Here is a 17,037-nt window from a genome sequence, read left to right as displayed (position 1 = left end):
GGCCATGGCATGGCAGACACGCGAACGCTGCAGGATGACGGAAAGGGCCAAAAAAGCTCGAGCGCCGTCCCATCGCAAAAGACAGTGCTGCACTATCGCGCCGCGTCCAGTACGGTTGACTGGATGCAGGTCGCGAACCTGACTGACGTGTCGGGCTTTAACGGCTCGGCAAGCATGGCCGATGTCACGCGCCTGGATAGTGATGGCAAGGAGAAGCGCCCAGGCCTGCAAGATTGGGGGCAGGTCGCGATCGCCTTGCACATCAACTTCAAGGAGCCTTCTCACAAAGCGCTGCTCGAAGCCAAGCGCGCCGGTGCGCCGCTCGACTTCAAGCTAACGCTCTCGGACAAGTCCACGATCGAATTCACGGCCTTCGTGAAGGACTTCCCGGTCGCAGCGAAGGTCGATCAGTACGTGTCGGGCACGGTCAACCTCGAGATCACCGGCGACATCGTCGTGACGCCTGGCCCATAAAACATCAACTTCAGGAGCGCGGCAGTGCCGCGACAAATTCTATGAACAAGGAACAGATCCTCGCGGCGTTCGCGCCGCAAGTCGTTGAAGAGCCGGTCAAGGCGCTGGGTGGTGCGACCGTGCGATTCCGGGAACTCTCGGGAGCCGCGCGCGATGCGCTGTACGACAGCGCCAAGAGCGGCGGTGGCAATAGCGGTTTCGAAGCGACGCTGATCGCGGCGACGGTCGTGGATGAGAACGACACGCCGATGTTCAGCGAAGACGATGTGACCGCCATGCGTTCGGGTCGCGCACCCCTGCTGGAAGAACTCTCACAGATCGCCATGCGCCTGAATGCGCTCGGTCAGCGCGCGCAGGAGGAAGCCTCAAAAAACTGAGGGCCGACCCGCGGAAATTGATGTGGATGCGCATCGCCTCGAAACTGGGCATGTCGGTCCGGCGCGCCAAGCTGGAGGTGTCCAGTGCTGAGTATGCGGATTGGGTGGCGCTATTTGAGCGGGAGCCCTGGGGCGAACACATTGAGGATCTGCGGGTGGGCACGCTGATGAGCCTCCTTTACAACATGAATCGCGGCAAGAATTCTCCGGCGCTGCGTGCGGCGGAGTTTACGCCGTGGTCAGGGTGGAGTCGCGAATCGCTTCAGGCGCCCGAGCACGTGGGTGAGTGCGAACGCGGGGCGGACGAGATCGCGGCCTGCGCGTTCGGTATCGACCTGGACGCGATTAAGCGCTCTGGCAGCGGGCGCGTAGTCGTGCGCAAAGGCGAGGTCGTTGAGCCATGAGTGATGAGCAATGAGCAAACACTATCGAGTCGAGAATCTCGAGGCATTGACCGGATCATTGCGTCAGCTCGACGCGGCGGTGAGCGAAAGCACGTTGCGTCAGGCAGCAGTCGCCGGCGCGCGTGTCATTCATAACGAGATCAAGCGTCGCGCGCCAGTGGGCGAGCGTGACGGGATGCGTCGGGGTCAGCCGCATTGGCCAGGTTTTTTGCGGGATCACATGTTGATTGCGTATGACCAAGAACAGTCGGTCTCGGGCAAGTACGCGTCATACCTGATCACGTGGAGCAAGGATGCGTTCTACGGACGCTTCGTCGAACTGGGCAAGCAGAACAGGGTGAAGCTGACCCAGAGCACGCTCGCGCGCGCGATCCGCGAGATCGAATTCGGTAGCTCGCGCACGCCAGCGCAGCCCTTCATTCGACCAGCGTTTGATGCGACCAAGGCGGCGGCCGCGCGCAAGATGGCAGAAGTGGTCGAGAAGAAGCTGAAGGAGGCAAGCAATGGCCAGTGAGGTCGTCACGCGTGTCAGTGTCGATGCGAGCGGCTTCGAAGCGGGCATGGAGAAGGTCAGCCGAGCCGCCAGAGGTTTCGTGGCGAATCAAGAGGCCACCTCCCGCAAGTACGAGGCGTGTCAGCAGCAGATGGCGGCGAGCAGCGCGCTGACCGCTCGCGCGCTTGAAGAAGCGGTCAGAGTGGGTAGTGCCGCGACGGCACGGCAGGTCAGCGCGGCGGTGAAGGGCTTCGAGAAGATTGCGGGCACCGCTGGCAAGACGCGCTTCGATCTGATGCGTTTGAAAGCGGCTAACTTGGGCATTGCCGAGTCGGCGGAGCCGTTGATTGCGAAGGCAGAAGCGGCCTCACGGGCCATGCATCACCTCGGAGCGGGGTCAGTCGCCGCTCGGCGCGAATTGTTCGTGCTCGGTCATGAGGCGATGCAGGGCAGTTGGAAGAACTTCGTGGGTTCGTTGATGGTGCTGGCCGAGCGCATCGATGTGTTGCCGTTGCTGTGTGGCCCGGCAGGTATCGCGCTGGGCGCCTTGGGTGCGAGTGCGTTTGCCACCTATCATGCCATTCATGAATTGACCGAGCAGCAAGAGAAGCTCGATCGCGCGATGGCGCTCACGGGCAATTATGCGGCGCTCACGCAGGGCAAACTGCAGGCGTACTCCGACATTATCTCGCGGCGCGTGGGCGTGTCGTTGGGCGACGCTCGCGATGCGCTCATGGCGCTTGCCAACTCAGGGCACGTGGCCGGAGCGGACCTGGAGCACGCTGCCGAGGGGATTGCGGCGTTCGCCAAGGCTTCAGGCCAGTCGGTCGATGAGGTGGTGCGCCAGTTCCTGCAGTCGTACGGTCATGCCACGCAAGCCGCGCGCGATTGGAACGAGAAACATCACGACCTGAGCAAGGAGCAGCTCGACCATATTCGTATTCTTGACCTTTCGGGCGACAAGGCAGGCGCGTGGGCGGCGTTCGTTGAGGCGGCCAGCAAGAAGGCGCGTGAGGCGGTGCAATCCGATAATCGCGAGATGGCCGAGAGCTACGAGACGCTCGGTCAGAAGTGGGACCGTGTCTGGCGCGGTATCACGGGCAAGGGCGACGCGCTGCAGAAGGCGCAAGACGAGCTAAAGGCCGCGCGCGGGGCCTTGCTCGACCCGGAGTTGAATCCGGGCGGGATGAATACAGCAGAGATCGAGAGGCGGATCGCCGATGCCCAGCGTCTCGTACAGTCTTCGCTTAGAGCGAGTGAGCAGAACGACCCGCACCAGAAGAGTGTCGAGACGTTCAAGGCGATGATGAATCATCACGCCGAGTATATGAAGCAGGCCCGCACGCCCAAGGAGCAGCTTGCCGATGCCAATAAGGAAACGAACGAATACTTCGATGCGGTGAAGCGAGCCGGTGAAGCGGCAGGCAAGACTCGCGAGGAACTCAGGACGCTGGACGCAGAACGCCAGAAGATGCTTGCCCACAATGAGGAGCGTTACCGCCCGCACACCAGAGCGGTTCATGCGCCACGAATCGATGCTGGAGCGCGTTATCTTGAGCGTATTCGCGAGCAGGGTGCAGCGCTCGAGGCGCAATCGCGCACGACGGATAAGCTGACAAACGCACAGAAGGAGTTGGCACAGTTCAACGAGAAGATGGCGGCCGCCAAGCGGCATATCGCGAGCGCGGAGGAAAGAAGCCTTCAGCATTCGGAGAAGGCGATCCGTGCGCAGCTTGAGCAGAACGCTGCGCTTGAGAAAGCAAACAAGCTGGGCGAGGCGCGGGCAAAGTTCGAGGAGCGGGCGCAGCATGTTCAGCAGAGCATGCGCGAATTCAGGCAAGCGCGTGAACAACGCTACGCGCGCGAGCTCGGCGAGCGGGACGCTGATCGGCTGGGTCGAGACGAGCGCCGCGATCTGAATGAAGCGACCACGCGCTATCAGAGAGCCCTTGAGGCGTTGAAGAAAGGCGCGTCTGTCGAATTGCTGAACAGCATTGAATATCTCACAAGCCTCGCCGAGATTGAGCGGGAGCACGCCAAGGCGATCGAGGACGCGAAGAAGCACTATGACGAGCTCAGACGGTTGCAGGGCGACTGGGCGGGGGGAGCGAAGCGGGGCGTCGCGGACTTTTTCAAGGACACGCAAGGCAAAGCGGAGCTGGCGCGCCGCGCAGTGGTCGCAGAGATGGGCCGCATGGAGGATGCCGTGGCGAAGTTCGTCACAACGGGCAAGCTCAACGTCAAAGAGTTCGTCGCCAGCTTGCTCGCGGACATCTCGAAGCTTGCGCTGCATCAGGCGTTGGGCGGTCTGACGGATCGCATCCCCTTTCTCAAGCTTGTTGGACATGCGCAGGGCGGACTGATCACTGGGCCGGGAACCGGGACGAGCGACAGCATTCCGGCGATGTTGTCCAACGGCGAGTATGTCGTGAACGCGGACGCGGCACGCCAGCATCACGCATTGCTCGATGCGATCAACTCAAAGCACATCGCGCACTTCGCGTCCGGTGGACTCGTGGGGAATCTAAGTGGCGCGGGTCCGAGATTTAGTGGCGCTCAGGTCCATCTGGAAGTCAATCATCACGGCAGCGGCGGCTTGAGCGAGCACGACTTGCGTGAGTTGTTGGCATTGGTGGGCGGCTTCGTCGATCAGCGGATGGCACGCAAGATGGGTGGACAAGGGGGTGTCGCCAGCCTGATCTCGCAGGGGCATTTCGGATGACGCCCTCCTTGCCGCGACGCACATTCACCTGGTCGCCCTTGGTGGGTGCCGAGGGCACGACCCATTACCGCGTGCGAACGGTGCAATTTGGCGACGGCTATAGCCAGGCGGTCCCGGACGGCATTCGCAATATCGCCGACGCGTGGCCGCTGCGTTTCGTCGCGGATGGGTCGGAGATCAAAGCGATTCGAGCCTTCCTCGATTCAACGCGCGGTAGTGAGCCGTTCTATTGGACGCCGCCCCTGCGCACGCGAGCCTTGTTTCGAGTCGATGCGCAACAAGGTGTGCAAACGCGAGCACTGGGCGGCGGCTTGTATTCGCTGGGTGTCACATTCAAAGAGGTATTCGATTCATGAGCGCCGTCAAAGCAGATGTGCAACGCCTGGAGCCGGGCGCGCTGGTCGAGCTGTACGAGCTTGATTTGACCCGTTGGAACAGCGAAATCTTGCGATTTCATGCGCACGAGCATGGCGGCGTCATCAAATGGAACGGGCATGAGTACGGGCCATGGCCGCTGCAGGTGGCAGGTCTTGGGCGCACGGGTGATGCGGCTCAGCCGACGCCCACCATGAGCGTGGCCAATCTGAACGGCTTTGTCTCTCACCTGTGCATGAAGTGCTCCGACTTAGTGGGCGCCCCGGTGCACCGGCGACGAACTCTGGCGCAGTATCTCGACGGTAGCCCGAGCGCCGATCCGACAGCTGAAATGCCAGTGGAGCGATGGCAGATCGAGCAGAAGACGCTCGAAACGGCGAGCCTCGTTGAGTTCTCACTGAGCTCGGCGCTGGATCTGTCAGGCCGCAAGCTGCCGGCACGGCAAATTATTGGATCAGTGTGTCAATGGACCTACGGGGGGACTGAATGCGGTTATGAGGGGCCGCCTTACTTCACGCGCAACAACAGCCCGACAGATAAACCGGAAGAGGATGCGTGTGGCAAGCGTCTCGCGTGTTGTCGGCGTCGCCACATCACAGCTCCCGCTTTGCCGTTCGGCGGCTTTCCTGCGGCGGGTGTAGCGGGTTCGTTCAGGAGAGGGTGACCGGCGATGCTGGACGATCGTGCACGTGTGGCCATCGAAGCGCATGCGCTGCGGTGTTATCCGAACGAGGCGTGTGGCCTGATCGTCAACGACGGCTACATTGCGTGCAGCAACATCGCTGTCGATCCTGCGCATGGGTTTGTCATTGCGCCAGCGGCCTACACGCGCGCTGAAGAACAGGGTGCAATCCAGACGATCGTTCACTCGCATCCGGATACCGGCGCTTGGCCGAGCATCGCAGACTTGCTTGCCCGCGAGGCGTCGAGCGTTCCCGAGTGGATCATCGTGAGCGTGCGTCGTGGTGCTGACCATTGGCCTGCAATTGAGCGAGTTCATCGCTTCGGACACAGCGCCGATTGTATTCCACTGCTAGGTGTTCCCTTCGTGCACGGCGCAACGGACTGTTATGGGCTCGTGCGGCGATATTACCTCGCAGCCCTCAACCTCGATTTACCCGATTTCGCGAGAGCGGGACACTGGTGGGAGCACGCTCACTCATCCTTGTACGTCGACAACTATGAAGCGGCTGGTTTCGTGAGCGTCGGTCGTGATGCGATCTTGCACGAAGGTGATGTGCTATTCATGGCGATCGCCAGCCGTCACGGGATCCCGAACCACGCTGCGATTTATCTCGGCGGCGATGAGATCTTGCATCACCTATGGAATCAACTATCGCGGCGCGAGGGCCTGCCGCGCTACCGTGCGCACGTCACACATGTGATGCGCCACAAAGAGACGCTTGAATGGAACAGGTAGTTCGAACGATCCGACTGTACGGCAGTCTGGGTGCTAAGTTCGGCCGAGAGCATCGGTACGTCGTCAGCTCGCCCCGTGACGCGCTGCGTGCGCTGGGCGTCATGATCCCGGGATTCTGGCAAGAGTTGTGCAAGAGCGGGGAGCGGGGTGTGCGCTACGCGGTGTTCGTCGGTCAACGCAATGTTAGCGAAACACAGCTTGACGTGGTGCCTGGCGACGATGCGGTTCGGATCGCGCCAGTCCTAGCTGGTAGTAAAGCCGGAGGCGCGTTTCAGACCATTGCTGGGGTTGCGCTCGCTGCAGCGGGCGCCGCATCAATGTTCATCATGCCGGGCAACGTATTTGGCATCGATATGATGCTCATGGGCGGGTCACTCGCGCTGGGCGGCATCGCGCAGATGCTTTCACCGCAGACGCCGACACCGCCGCGGCTGAACCAACATGGCATGCCCGGCATTCAGAACGTTACTGCCCAGGGCGGCCCCGCGCCACTACTTTATGGGCGCATGCGCGTAGGATCAACCGTGATCAGCGAGTGCGTGCGGGCAGAGGATGTGCCGGAGAAGAAAGTCCGGCAGCCAAGCGAGGGGAAAGATGCACCGCAAGATCCCGTTGAAAGAGATGACCACAAGAATAAGTATCTCAACAGCAAAGTCATCTATACCGCTATTGATCTTGTCTCTGAAGGGGAGATTGAAGGGTTCGTTCGCGAGAGCGCTTCGGAGACTGCGGGACCGGAGCGCCGCTCAGTCTACCTGGACGATGTTCCCTTGCAGAATTTCGACGGCACGGAGAACTTTGAGATAGATAATTTTTTTTATCGCCGCGGGGAGGTCGGTCAGTTGCCATTTGAAGGCAAGGTGGTCGATGCGGCCGCCAACGAGGTTCACGTTGGTGTCGAGCTACGACGGCGTGAAATCGACCAGGGGAAAAACAAGCCTAAACAGATCATTCCGTTACCGTGGGTGCTTGAGTTGGATGAGCCGGACGTCGATGAGATCGCACTCATGCTGCGTTTTAGCGATCAGCGCTGGGACGATAACGGCAAGCCCAGCAATGCGGCGGTCGATATCGAATTGATGTCATCAGTGCCCTCGGAAGTCGGCAAAGTCTTGGAAAAAATAGCGGACCAAGTTAATGGTATCTGTCAGGAGTATCACAAAACCTATGTGTTTAAAAGGGAGTCCGGCAAGCCGTTTCGTCTTCAAGTGAAGCGCACGGATGGGACTGATCCGAAGAAGCACGGAAAAGTGTTTATCGAGAGCTACACGAAGCGTCGTACCGGACACTTTAGCTATCCGATGAGCGCATTGATGGCCTTGCAGATCACCTCTGAGAACTTTGATCGCATTCCAGTGCGTTCTTATGACGTGAAGGGGCTGATCGTTGAAGTCCCGAGCAATTACGATCCCATTGCTCGTCGCTACGACGGGCAATGGGATGGCACCTTCAAGCGCCGGTGGACCGATAATCCCGCGTGGATCTTTCGGGATGTGTTGCTCAATCGCCGATATGGTGCGGGCGCCTGGGTGCAGGAGGCGATGGTCGATCGTTACGGGCTCTACGCGATCGCGAAGTATTGTGACGAGCTCGTTCCCAACGGCGACGGTGGCAAGGAGCCGCGATTCGCCTGTAATTGCCACATTACCTCGCGTTCACACGCCTTTGCACTGCTTCAGCAGCTTGCCAGTGTGTTTCGAGGTATCGTCTTTTGGAGCGCGGGCAGTGTGCTGAGTTCGGCCGATATGCCGAGTGACCCGGTCTACGTTTATAACCCTGCGAACGTCGTCAATGGGACATTCACGTACAGGGGCAGTTCGCTGAAGTCGCGGTACACGGCGGCTAGCGTGACGTGGTGCAACCCGCACAATGGCTATAAGCAAGCGGTCGAGACCGTTGAAGATGCTGAAGGCATCGTGCTGTATGGATATAACGCCGCAGAAATCACGGCGTTTGGCTGCGCGAGTCGGAGCCAGGCGCAACGAGCAGGTCAATGGTTGCTGCAGACATCGCGACTGGAGACGGAAACCGTTACATTCAGCGTCGGACTCGATGGTGCTCTGACGCTACCGGGACAGGTCATCGAGATTGCGGATCCATTGCGCTCGCTCTCTTGTGCGGGTGGGCGCATCAAAGAAATTGACGCGGCCGGGCGCGTAGTCCTCGACCGGAGCGTGCACGCCCAGCATGGCGACCGCCTCATGGTGATATTGCCCGATGCGCGAGCTTGCAGCGTCGAGATCGCCGAAGCAAGCGGGGCGGTTGTGACGCTTTCGGCTCCGTTCAAGGAGGCACCCGTGAGAGGCGCGGCGTGGGCTTTACAGTCAACTGCTTCGGCCACGCAACGCTTTCGAGTGGTCAGCGTCTCGGAGATTGACGAAGGTCATGCCTTTAGTATCACCGCGACGCGGCACGAGCCGGAGAAATATGCTGCAGTGGATAACGCGGCGACGAGCAACATCTTCGACGGGAAATATGTGCCGGTCGATTCGCCATCTAATCTGGCCGTTCGAGCAGTCATGGGGCCTGAAGGAAAGCTGGCAGCAGAAGTTTCATGGAAATTCGCTCTTGGCGTGAAGCAATACAACGTCAGGCTAATTGGGCCGAATGGGGTATCGCGGTCCGCGACCGCAGGGGGGCTTCAATCAAATCAAATCTTCGACAACGTTGTGCCCGGCAGTTATACAGCGCGTGTAGGGGCGCAGGGTTGGGGCGGAAGTCTCTCGGTTGTTGCCAAGGCGATTGCCGCTCTGAAAGGTCTCGTCTACGTCACGAAGATTTCGTCGGACCGGACTATTCCTGGAAGCGTGCTGTTTCATTTGAATCTCGAGCAAATCGCGCGCGAGTTGGACTTCGTAGTCGAGCTACGTATTGGTAAGGAGCAAAGTTTCGATCACGCGGACCAGACGTTCACGGGGCCGGCGAGGTCCCCCATGCTTTCCGTCCCCGCGCAGCACGGAGGCTATGTATGGGCACGGGTTCGCTATGGCAGGCAATCGGACGATCGCGGGAGTTTCAGCTTGAGTGCATGGTATCCGAGTGAGACGGAACCGGGCATCGGCTTTTAGAGTGATTCAGGATAGGAAAAGTGAACGACATCCTCGTCGGCATCCCTTGGAACAAGGACTGGAAGTATGAAAACCGGCGCACTGGCGTCGTCATTATCGAACAGACTACTGACGATATCAGGGATACGTTGAGCGAAGCTGTTGCCAAAAACGTGCGCTTAGGCCAAATAGACCTGGATGGCGTGCCAGGGTGGCGCGCACCTTTGCACAATGCACGGCTCGACGGCGCGATGCTTGCGGACGCGACGTTGTACGCGGCCGACCTCTCCGGTGCGCTGTTGAAGAAGGCCGATCTTCGCGCGAGTAGGCTGGACGAGGCGAATCTAGCTGCGGCGCGACTCGATGGGGCGAACATGGCCGGGGCGAGCTTCTTGAAGGCAACGTTGACCGATGCGGTATTGAGAGGCGCAGACCTTAACGGAGCAAATTTCTATGGAGCAGATCTGAAGGGCGCGGACTTGAGGGATTGCAACCTGAAGGGTGCACTCCTGGACGGCGCGAATCTGGACGGTGCAATTCGCAACGACAACGGCTGGAAAGCCGGAAGCGCTATCAAGAACCGCCACACGGGTGCGGTGATTCTCACGATGCAAAGCGATAAGCTCGCCGATGAACTGCAAAAGGCATTGCTCGAAAAGAAGAATCTGCAGCACCTCGATCTGAGCAGCGCGCAGCGCGGCGCCGCACCGCTGGCTAACGCATCACTCGCCGGCGCGTCGTTCGTTGATGCCGACCTTACGGGAGCGGATCTGACGTGCGCGGACCTGAGCGACGCCGACATGCGCGGTGCCATTCTTATTGGCGCTTTGTTGAAGGGCGCAAATTTGAGCCGAGCATGTCTCCGAAGTGCCGACCTGACGCAAGCCGTATTCGTTGGTGCAGACTTGAGCGGCGCGGACCTGGACGGGGCGCGCCTTGAGCAAGCGAAGCTACGCGGAGCGGATCTCGCGGGCGCGAATTTGCGCGACGCGAAGGTGGGCGGCATGGAGCGGTAGGGAGCAACGCGCTTGAAACGGAATGAGCGATCAGTTACTGCCGTAGATGCAGAGCGTTTGGTTCTGTTGAGCACGGGTGTACTCTTGCGTGAGAGGGGCTGGGTTGTCAAAATGAACTCAACCTCACTGCTCTGCGCGCGTCACCCTGTGTCCATTGCTGGGTGACGCGCGTGAGGTCACTGCTGAAGCGTGTACATGGGTTTCGCCGCCTTCAGGCGGCTTTTTTTTTAGGCTCATCACAAAACCGCAATGGCACGCGCGCTCGCTCACAAGATGGCTTTGGGAGAAGCGATGAAGGAAGATTTTTTGGTGAATATGTCGAAGGGCGCGCCTGTGGTGGGCGGGAACTTCTGGCTGTGGTTGAGCAGCCACGACATCAATTGGTGGGTGGCCGTCGCCACCCTCGCGTACATCGGATCGAGCTTCGTGTTCGCCTGGCGAAAAGATCGACGCGCCGAACGCGCGTGCGAAGGCGAGTCGGCCCACGGTTGATCACGTTGAATCCAAACGAAGCCCCGTCTGTCACTGGCAGTTGGGGCTTTGTTGCTTCTGAAGGTTAATGAATGGCGAACCTCGCGAAAGGTGCGCTGGCCGGGGTAGTCGGCACAGCGGCCGCGACGATTCTCTACTGCATCGTGCCTCGATTCGAAGGCATCATCCATCGCGGCTATTTCGATCCTGTCGGTATTGCCACGAAGTGTAGCGGCGACACGCACGACGTGGTCGTCGGGAAGCGATACCGGGCGGATGAGTGCCGGGAGTCGCTAAATCGACAGCTTATAGCGCACGCTGACGATGTGCTCCGATGCACGCCAGTATTGAAGGACCACCCGAACCAACTTGCCGCAGCCGTTAGCTTCGCATACAACATTGGGGGCGAAGCCTACTGTAGCAGCACGACCGCGAAACGATTCAACGCGCACGACTGGAGGGGCGCATGTCGTGCGATGAACGAGTCTGACAGCAATCGACCCAGATGGGTATTCTCACGAGGCAAACTTCTTCCTGGGTTGGTGAAACGGCGGGCCGCCGAACGTTCACTCTGCGAAGCAGGTTTGTGATTCGGTCGGCAACAGCCTTGAGATGGCAAGCTATTGCACGCGCAGCGCCGCTGTAGTCGATCTATTAATGCGATCCCAGCGTTTGAATTTAATGTAGCGCTTTCATGAAATCAGGTGGCTTAAAGCCAACGATCTCCGATTGCAATTCAAAGCGGCGTGCGATCAGCGCCGACCGAAGTGCAATACTCGCATCCGATAACGCGTACCAGGAGGCTCGCTATATGTTTTAGGCTCCAACAAGACAGCTTGAGTACTCGGCCCCCGAGGGGGAACACGAAGTTCAAACGTTTCTCCGGGGCGGAGATAAGGTTTGGGCAGCAAAACCATCAGACCACTCGGCTCCAGCTGTATGAATGGCGAGAATTTCACGAGCATGGGAGTTGGATTTTGGACCATCAAGATATCGTCAAGGAGAGCAAACTGGAGGCTAGCCCAAGGTTCAGAGACTCCGCGGGGATCCCGTGGTACGTGGAAGATCCATTCCGGCACGCCATTGCTTGCGTGGACGTATGGTGTGGGCGTCCCCGGCTCGAGTTGCGTTCTACCATGAACTGTCCCATGTCCCAAAAATAGCCACATCAAGATTGCCGAAATAAGATCTGTGTGTTTCATATTCTTCTGAGAATGCGTAGTGAGAGTTAAAACGTAACAAGCCCTACGGCATGAGGTCAATAGGACGGGTACTAGAAATAGTCTGAGTTGTCAGATGCCGATTGAGGAAAGTCGATAATCCATGGATGAAATTGATTCATCAAACCCGGGCAGCATGAAGATCTGACTGAGGTGTCGGAGAATAAGACGATGTTTGGCAATATGAAATGCGCGGTCAGTACTCGTGCGATCGCGTGGCTCGCAGCTGGGTTAGTCGGTGTTTGCATCGGAGCGACGACAGCGAAGCTCGTGGAAAATCGCAAGCTTGTCGAAGAACGGATTTCCCACGCTCGCGACAACGAGAAGAATGCGCAAAAGTTCGCGACCGTCTCAGAGCACGCCGCAAGGGTAATGAGCGACGCGATTGCGGTCCACAACGCTGCGGCGGAAAGTATCGCCGCCCTCGACAAGAAATTTCACCGTGAAAAGACAATGCATGAGGCAGATAACGCTAAGAATCGCGCCGCTATTGCTGACGGCACTCGTCGGCTGTGCATCGCAATCGCAAACGCTGGCCATGGACATACCCCGGATCCAAATCCCGCCGCCGGCGGGATGGGCGATGGAACCTGTGGCTACGCCGAGCTATCACCAGCGGTTGGAAAGGATCTTTTCGAAATAGTCGATGACGCGGACGACGACGCTCGCGCGAAGGCTGAATATCTGCAGCGTTACGTCTGCACGCTCCAGCAGTCGGGCGTCATTGCGGGCCACTGCTCCACAGCTTACCGTCGCGCGACACTGCAGCAATGATTGTCTAGCTGAAGGTGCGCCTAGAGGCCGGAGCGTCCCTCATTCACCGAGTTCTCCGACGCAAACCTCTAAGAGCGCGCATCGGTGTTCAATTGTCCAGAGGGGCACCCTGAGCTAGATCGGGTCCGAGCTAGAAGATTGTGCAGCAATAAGTCCGGTGGAGGTCGCGAGGAAGATGAATGCCGCAGCTTCCGCTTGAGCGACGGCTTCTGGCTCGACGCCAAGGCCGTGGCCGCCGTCGCGTGTTTCCCGATACCACACGTTTTTGTGCCCCTGCGCCAGCATTTTCGCGACCATTTTGCGCGCGTGTGACGGATGTACTCGATCATCATTGGTCGATGACGTGAAGAGCGCAGGCGGGTAGGCGACGCCCGCTTTCACGTTTTGATACGGCGAGTATGCTTGTAGATGACGAAGGTCATCGGCGTTTTCTGGATTGCCATACTCGTCGATCCACGCCGCACCCTGCAGCAACAGATGAAACCGCGCCATGTCGGTAAGCGGCACTTCTGAAAGTACTGCGCCAAACAGGTCAGGATGCTGCACCATACACGTGGCGGTGAGCAGGCCGCCGTTGCTAGCGCCGCGAATGCCAAGTTGCTTCGTGCTTGTTATACCGCTTTCAATGAGTGCTCTTGCCACTGCGACGAAATCATCGAACGACACTTGTCGGTGTTCCCGCAGCGCCGCCTGGTGCCATTGCGGTCCGAACTCGCCGCCACCACGGATATTGGCCACCGCATACAGACCACCGCTCTCGAGCCACGCGATGCCGGTGGTGGCGTCGTAACGCGGGTCGAGCGAGACTTCGAAGCCGCCGTAACCACACAGCAGACACGGCCGTGCTTCCATAGCCTCAGCCTCGTTCACATCGCGCCCGACCAGCCAGTACGGAATGCGTTCGCCGTCGAGTGCGACCGCATGGCGACGCACGACTGTGATTCCGGTTGTGTCGAACTGGGCAGGCAGGCGTGCAAGTAGCTTCCATTGCGTGTCTTTTGCCAGATCAGCGTAATGAAGCGACGGTGGCGTCAAAAAATGCTCGACGTGAATAAGTACAGTATCGTCGCGTTCACCGTCGATGGAGTGAACAGACGACTGACTCGCGTCCGGCAGTGCGAGTTCGCGGGCCTCCCAAGCCGTGTTAGCGCCGACATCAGCAGGGGGACGCCAAAGGGTAACGCGAGGCATGCGGTTGTCCATCTGCGATGCGATCAACCAGTTCTTGGTGAAGTCGATGCAACTGAGCACGCACCTCTCCGCCGGCGTAAAGAGCACGGTAAAGGTACGCGCGCCATCGAGAAATGCGTCGCGCCGGATGACGAGCAGCGAACCGGCGGGGTGACATTCCCCGCGCGTCGTCCACGCTTTGCGTGTGGTGACGAAGAGCCAGCCGTCCCAATGCTTGAGTTCAACATGCGTCGGCAGATCGTACTGGCGCCATTCGTTGGCGAATTCATCCCGCCAGAAATGCAGCGTATCGGATAGGGTTAGTGCACGCGACGCGAGATGCAGCTTTTCGAGAGGATCGTAATCCGCGTCCGCCCATACGTCGTGGGATGAGCCTTTGAATATCACCGGCGCATCGTAGAGTTGGGTGCCGCGCTTCCAAAGTCGCGAATGGCTCGGCAGCCCCGATGTAGTGACATCAGGTTTTAGACTGATTTCGCTGTTGTCCCAACCGATATATACAGTGTCGTGGTCCACCCACGAGATCAGGTGCTTGCCGAGCTCGCAAACGTGGAAGCCGTTATCGACGTAATGCCTTTCCTCAACGTCAAACTCCCGAACAATGCACGCATCCGACCCCCCGGGCGACAGTCTCAAAAGCGCGCGCTTGTAGTCGGGATATAGCATCTGAAAGCCGGCCAATGACCAGCGGACGCCATTCTCGCCGCAATTGCTTAATTCCAATGCCCCGATATCGACGACAGTTTCCCATTTGGGTTTGCCGTCGAGCCACGCGGTCCACGCCGTACGTCGCAAGATTCCCAGGGGATGTTCGTCGTCCTTCCACGTGTTGTATGCCCAATCGTCGTAGCGCCAACAAGTCGCGATACGCTCCTTGGATGTGTAGACTTTTTTAAGACGATCGGCGAGCCTATTCGTCTCCGGGGTGTTTCCGAAGGCTGCTTCGGTTCGATGGTTTTGCGCATCGACCCAGACATTAACCCGTGGCTCATCGGAAGACTCAAGCCCGATGAATGGATCATCCCCATCGGATCGCGGCCAGACAAGGCAATCCTGCACGTTCAGTGATTTCATATTCCGCAACTAACTAAGACAACGACCGAATTATCGATGCGCAGATGGCACCTTGTCACTGTGTGCGCGTCCGATTTTTTAACTCACCAGCTTCCATTGCGAAGTCGAACCGAGACATTGCCAGCGCGGCAGGTTCGAGCGTCTGGCGTAATCTATTTTCACCGACACGCTAACGTACAGGTCGTTCGAGGTAAATAGAATCGTACATGTCTCATTGTTTCGAAGAAAACGGCCTGTTAAATTGATATCGACTTCACGGCCAACCACTGCAGTACCCAGCTCCTCCGATCGAGTGGTTTGTCGTGATGTCTTTTAGCATCTATAGACCCTCTTTCAAGCCGCCTTCGGGCGGCTTTTTTTTTGTCCAATCGAGGCGCGCATGTTCACGCGGGCGAAGTTGGAGAAAAGCATGAACGGAGAGTCTGCTGCGAGCGAGGTGAAAGCAATGCCCGTGGTAGGCGGAAACTTTTATCTTGTCAAATGCAAAAGTCCGGATAATCGGGCGCTGCCGATACAATCAATGCGCATCGTGCAAGGCGGGCGATCTCCTGCGGTGCGTTGGGGCGAGGCGGTCCTTGCGCTATATCGTGGATGAGAGAAAGAACCTCGCGCAATCGCGTTAATTCATGCATCATGGTCGCGTGCTGGATGACAATGTCTGTCTGCTCTTGTTCATGCGTATGGCTCATGGTGTTCTCCTTTGCTGGCGTTTCGACCTGGGACCCATGTCAGTACAAAATGCATTGACTCCGGTTTAGGAATGGCCCACTCACAAACTGGCGCCCACGTCCTTAGGAGCGCCGGTGTTTTCCGCGCCTAAATTAGAACCGATGCCGGATGCCGGCGCCCACTAGCAGCTGATTACGGCTCGATGATGGATCAGAACCATTGATCAAGGCAGGTGCGTCGTTCGAGGAGCGCTGATAGATTGCCTCGGCGTACACGTCGGTTCGCTTCGAGAGACGATCAACGGCTTGTATGCCGCCGAGATGCCAATGCTGGTTAGAACCTTTCGTATACGTATACGAACCGGCTAACGAAACGGAGGGCATTAGTTGAAATGCCGCATTGAGCTCATAGTTGCTAAAACCCATTGAGGGCATCTCACTTCCGCCGTTAGAATCGGTTATTTCGGTAAATGTAGAACGTGACCATGCTCCGCCAAGCGTGACGCCGCTGAACGCGTAGGTCACGCCTACGCCGTAGCTATCTCGGGACTGAACGATCGCATCGAACACGCTGCGCTGTGCTCCGTACATTGTCATTGCATCGTATGCGCCGCTTTCATTGCTGCCTACCCCGCTTACGTGCAACCAGGCAGCACCGGCGTTTAGTGGTCCGTCCTGATAGCTCGCACCGACTCCGTACGCACGGTTGTTTGAGAAGCGTCCCGCAGCGTTCGAAAGCGCATACATACCGCCGAATCTCAATCCGGAGAATGATTGGCTCTCGTATTTGAGTGCGTTGTGCGCAAGGTAAGAGTTGTTTGCATTGTCGTTATCAAACGGGTGAGCGAACGCGGTACCGCCCGTTCCACCGGTCATGGTAAATGGTGCGAGATAGTCGTGGATCGGATCATACTGGTAGCCGATCGTAACCGTGCCTAGGGTCTCGCTGGATATTCCGACGTAAAACGGGTGATCGTCAAGGCTGTTTCCCGAAGTCATCGACAGTCCCCGTTCAATCTGAAATATCGCCTTACTCCCGCCGCCGAGGTCTTCGAAACCTTGAAGTCCCCAGAAGCTTCCGTCGATTAAGCCGCTGGTGACTTTGTACTGCCTGCGACCGCCGACGTTGTTTAACCACGCAAGGCCGCCGTCTAATTCGCCATATAGAGCCAGTGCGCTTTGCGCTCTGACAGTTTCCACCATAAGCACGAGCAAGCTGATCGTTGCACAGACGTGCACGGTTGCTTTTGTCACTGACATTTCATATTCCTTCGCATTTCTTCGCGAAGCGAGCGCGTGTACTACCACGCA

16 protein-coding genes are annotated in these 17,037 nt (G+C 58.4%); 13 read left to right on the top strand and 3 right to left on the bottom strand.

From position 1 onward, the window contains the following. Positions 1-9: 9 nt before the first annotated feature. The 13 genes from AWB80_RS17885 (at position 10) to AWB80_RS17825 (ending at position 12,793) form a co-directional block, all read left to right on the top strand. Entirely contained in the window at positions 10-474 is a 465-nt protein-coding gene (locus tag AWB80_RS17885) for a phage tail tube protein (protein WP_061175990.1), read from the top strand. Positions 475-515: 41 nt separating this feature from the next. Then, entirely contained in the window at positions 516-851 is a 336-nt protein-coding gene (locus AWB80_RS17880) for a hypothetical protein (protein ID WP_061175989.1), read from the top strand. Between the two features lie 20 nt (positions 852-871). Next, complete coding sequence (locus AWB80_RS17875) at positions 872-1,255, top strand: phage tail assembly protein T (protein WP_143328071.1); 384 nt, start codon at positions 872-874, stop codon at positions 1,253-1,255. A 10-nt stretch (positions 1,256-1,265) separates the two neighbouring features. Continuing rightward, positions 1,266-1,769, top strand: a complete 504-nt coding sequence (locus AWB80_RS17870) for an HK97-gp10 family putative phage morphogenesis protein (RefSeq protein WP_087131379.1) — start codon at positions 1,266-1,268, stop codon at positions 1,767-1,769. Then, entirely contained in the window at positions 1,759-4,470 is a 2,712-nt protein-coding gene (locus AWB80_RS17865; protein ID WP_061175986.1) for a phage tail length tape measure family protein, read from the top strand. The genes AWB80_RS17870 and AWB80_RS17865 overlap by 11 nt, the downstream gene beginning before the upstream one ends. Continuing rightward, the gene (locus tag AWB80_RS17860) at positions 4,467-4,826 is read left to right on the top strand and encodes a phage tail protein (protein WP_087131377.1); all 360 of its coding nucleotides are present in this window, start codon (positions 4,467-4,469) and stop codon (positions 4,824-4,826) included. Before AWB80_RS17865 ends, AWB80_RS17860 begins: the two co-directional genes overlap by 4 nt. Further along, a complete protein-coding gene (locus AWB80_RS17855; RefSeq protein WP_061175985.1) occupies positions 4,823-5,509 on the top strand; it encodes a phage minor tail protein L in 687 nt (228 codons plus the stop codon). The genes AWB80_RS17860 and AWB80_RS17855 overlap by 4 nt, the downstream gene beginning before the upstream one ends. A gap of 6 nt (positions 5,510-5,515) precedes the next feature. Beyond that, on the top strand, positions 5,516-6,265 hold the full coding sequence (locus AWB80_RS17850; RefSeq protein ID WP_061175984.1) for a C40 family peptidase: 750 nt from the start codon (positions 5,516-5,518) through the stop codon (positions 6,263-6,265). Beyond that, complete coding sequence (locus AWB80_RS45435) at positions 6,253-9,333, top strand: phage tail protein (RefSeq protein WP_061175983.1); 3,081 nt, start codon at positions 6,253-6,255, stop codon at positions 9,331-9,333. Before AWB80_RS17850 ends, AWB80_RS45435 begins: the two co-directional genes overlap by 13 nt. A 20-nt stretch (positions 9,334-9,353) precedes the next feature. Next, positions 9,354-10,328, top strand: a complete 975-nt coding sequence (locus AWB80_RS17840) for a pentapeptide repeat-containing protein (protein WP_061175982.1) — start codon at positions 9,354-9,356, stop codon at positions 10,326-10,328. Between the two features lie 249 nt (positions 10,329-10,577). Next, positions 10,578-10,820, top strand: coding sequence for a hypothetical protein (locus AWB80_RS17835; protein ID WP_087131376.1), 243 nt, complete (start codon positions 10,578-10,580; stop codon positions 10,818-10,820). Positions 10,821-10,891: 71 nt separating this feature from the next. After that, complete coding sequence (locus AWB80_RS17830; RefSeq protein ID WP_061175981.1) at positions 10,892-11,389, top strand: lysozyme; 498 nt, start codon at positions 10,892-10,894, stop codon at positions 11,387-11,389. A gap of 801 nt (positions 11,390-12,190) precedes the next feature. Beyond that, positions 12,191-12,793 carry a lysis system i-spanin subunit Rz gene (locus AWB80_RS17825; RefSeq protein WP_143328070.1) on the top strand — a complete coding sequence of 201 codons (603 nt, stop codon included), beginning with the start codon at positions 12,191-12,193 and terminating at the stop codon, positions 12,791-12,793. A gap of 114 nt (positions 12,794-12,907) precedes the next feature. Here the strand turns inward: AWB80_RS17825 and AWB80_RS17820 are convergent, their stop codons facing one another. From AWB80_RS17820 to AWB80_RS17815, 3 genes are all read right to left on the bottom strand, one after another. After that, complete coding sequence (locus tag AWB80_RS17820; protein WP_061175979.1) at positions 12,908-15,058, bottom strand: prolyl oligopeptidase family serine peptidase; 2,151 nt, start codon at positions 15,056-15,058, stop codon at positions 12,908-12,910. 476 nt (positions 15,059-15,534) lie between these two features. Continuing rightward, positions 15,535-15,747, bottom strand: a complete 213-nt coding sequence (locus AWB80_RS43315) for a hypothetical protein (RefSeq protein ID WP_143328069.1) — start codon at positions 15,745-15,747, stop codon at positions 15,535-15,537. A 132-nt stretch (positions 15,748-15,879) separates the two neighbouring features. Continuing rightward, the gene (locus AWB80_RS17815; protein WP_061175978.1) at positions 15,880-16,986 is read right to left on the bottom strand and encodes a porin; all 1,107 of its coding nucleotides are present in this window, start codon (positions 16,984-16,986) and stop codon (positions 15,880-15,882) included. Positions 16,987-17,037 lie beyond the last annotated feature (51 nt).

This window comes from Caballeronia pedi (assembly GCF_001544915.2).
In the GTDB taxonomy this organism is placed as follows: Bacteria; Pseudomonadota; Gammaproteobacteria; order Burkholderiales; family Burkholderiaceae; genus Caballeronia; species Caballeronia pedi.
Note: the sequence above shows the minus strand (reverse complement) of the source record. Positions and strands in the feature narration are given on the sequence as shown.